Genomic DNA, 1,483 nt, shown 5'->3' with positions numbered 1-1,483 from the left:
ACGATGGGCGGGTTAGTGCTTCGAGCCGCCTGCTGCCCGTGTCCGGCTCTCCGCCCGGGAGCTCCGTCGTATTCCGGTACCACACGTACGTTCTCGTCCATGTCCCGCGAGGCCCGGTGATGCCGGCAGGCTCACCGGATCAGGGTGGGGATTACGACCTCCGCCAACCGGCTGATGACCTTTGCGTGTCGGTCGGGGGCGGGGACATGGTGGGTAATCATGGGGAGTCGAAGCCAGCCGTATACTCCGCAGAAGTCGTCCGGGGTGTCTTTTCCCATTTACAGGCAAGCGGAAAGTAATCATGTCCAGAATGATCGCCATCGCAGCGCTTGTCCTTTCGATGGCTGTCTTTGCCGGCCAGGTATTCCTTTTTACGAACACCGATGAGCAGGTTATCTGCGGGGTCGCAGGGATCCTCGTGTACGGATTGGCCGTGGCTAAGGCGACACTCCCCGTGTTGCGGTCACCACGCGTGGTTGCTGTTGGCTGGGCAGTGGTCTCGGGCGTGATCTTGGGAATGCTCCCTCCGCGCTTGCGCCTCGGCGGAGCCTTAGACAGCTTCGTGTTGTTCTTTCCTTTGGTCCATGCTTTGGCGCTGGCGGGTTACTTTTTTTTAGGCCGCACCAGTCGGTTGTCTGATCCGCGATCAGCGCCCTGATCGCATTGATCTATGCGGCGCGCCTGCCAAGCACCGCCCACGCCACGATGATGAGAACCACGATGGCGCCCAGGATCCACCAGGTCCTGCGTTGCCCAGCCTGACCCCAGGAATCCGTGACGGCGCTGACCAGGAAAGCGAGAAATTCAACCATGGTTCGGAGCGCTCGCAAAAGCCAGGAGGTCAGCCCGCAGTCTCCCGATGCTCAACCAACGCCAACTGAGCGTACTGCCCGGGACGCGCCCGCCGCAGCCAGACACTGAAGCCAAGCCCAGCCGCAAGCGTTACCAGATACAGCGCCGGCAACCACGCCACGAACGGCGTATTCACCGTCGACAGCAAAGTAAAGTTGACACACACGGTCGTCAGCGCGACGGAAAGCCCAATCGCCGCACACACCGACGAAATGAGAACGACCGGCCCCGCTTCACGCCTACGCCGAACGACATAAAAAACGATAGCGATCGCCGCCGCTGCCTGAAGCGCGATGATTCCCAGCGTACCCATGCCGATCAGTACCGGAATAATCGCGGCATAGGGATCGGTTCGCGTAGAAGCGATACCAGCAAGACAAACGACCGTCGCAGCCGACATGCAGAGGGTTGCCGCCACCGGGACATTGCGAGCCTCGTCGAACCGGGCGAGCATCCGCGGCAGCAAGCCTTCGCGAGCCAGCGCGAACACGTAGCGAGAGGCGGCGGCATGAATCGCGATATAGGTCGCCAGCATCGACGTGCACAGCAGCACACCGGCGATATCGGATGCGGTCTGCCCGTCATATTGCTTGATGAGGTCCAGAATGAGTGTGCCGCCATGAGCGACGGC

General features: G+C 61.4%; 3 protein-coding genes. 1 reads left to right on the top strand and 2 read right to left on the bottom strand.

The genetic code is table 11. The features are described 5' to 3' along the window. Nucleotides 1-301 precede the first annotated feature (301 nt). Entirely contained in the window at nt 302-658 is a 357-nt protein-coding gene (locus tag AC1DT2_RS23145) for a hypothetical protein (protein WP_477299018.1), read from the top strand. A gap of 10 nt (nt 659-668) precedes the next feature. Here AC1DT2_RS23145 and AC1DT2_RS23140 read toward each other — a convergent pair whose 3' ends face one another. Together AC1DT2_RS23140 and AC1DT2_RS23135 are read right to left on the bottom strand one after the other, a co-directional pair. Further along, nucleotides 669-812, bottom strand: a complete 144-nt coding sequence (locus AC1DT2_RS23140) for a hypothetical protein (RefSeq protein WP_477299017.1) — start codon at nt 810-812, stop codon at nt 669-671. Between the two features lie 29 nt (nt 813-841). Continuing rightward, nucleotides 842-1,483, bottom strand: a 642-nt coding sequence (locus AC1DT2_RS23135; RefSeq protein WP_477299015.1) for an amino acid permease, incomplete at its 5' end; no start/stop codon positions are given.

Source organism: Luteibacter sp. P4_E6, from assembly GCF_056401535.1.
Note: the sequence above shows the minus strand (reverse complement) of the source record. Positions and strands in the feature narration are given on the sequence as shown.

Bases quoted from the DNA above. Each gene is read 5' to 3' on its own strand.
- AC1DT2_RS23145 (WP_477299018.1), top strand. From the start codon at position 302: ATGTCCAGAATGATCGCCATCGCAGCGCTTGTCCTTTCGATGGCTGTC.
- AC1DT2_RS23140 (WP_477299017.1), bottom strand. From the start codon at position 812: ATGGTTGAATTTCTCGCTTTCCTGGTCAGCGCCGTCACGGATTCCTGG.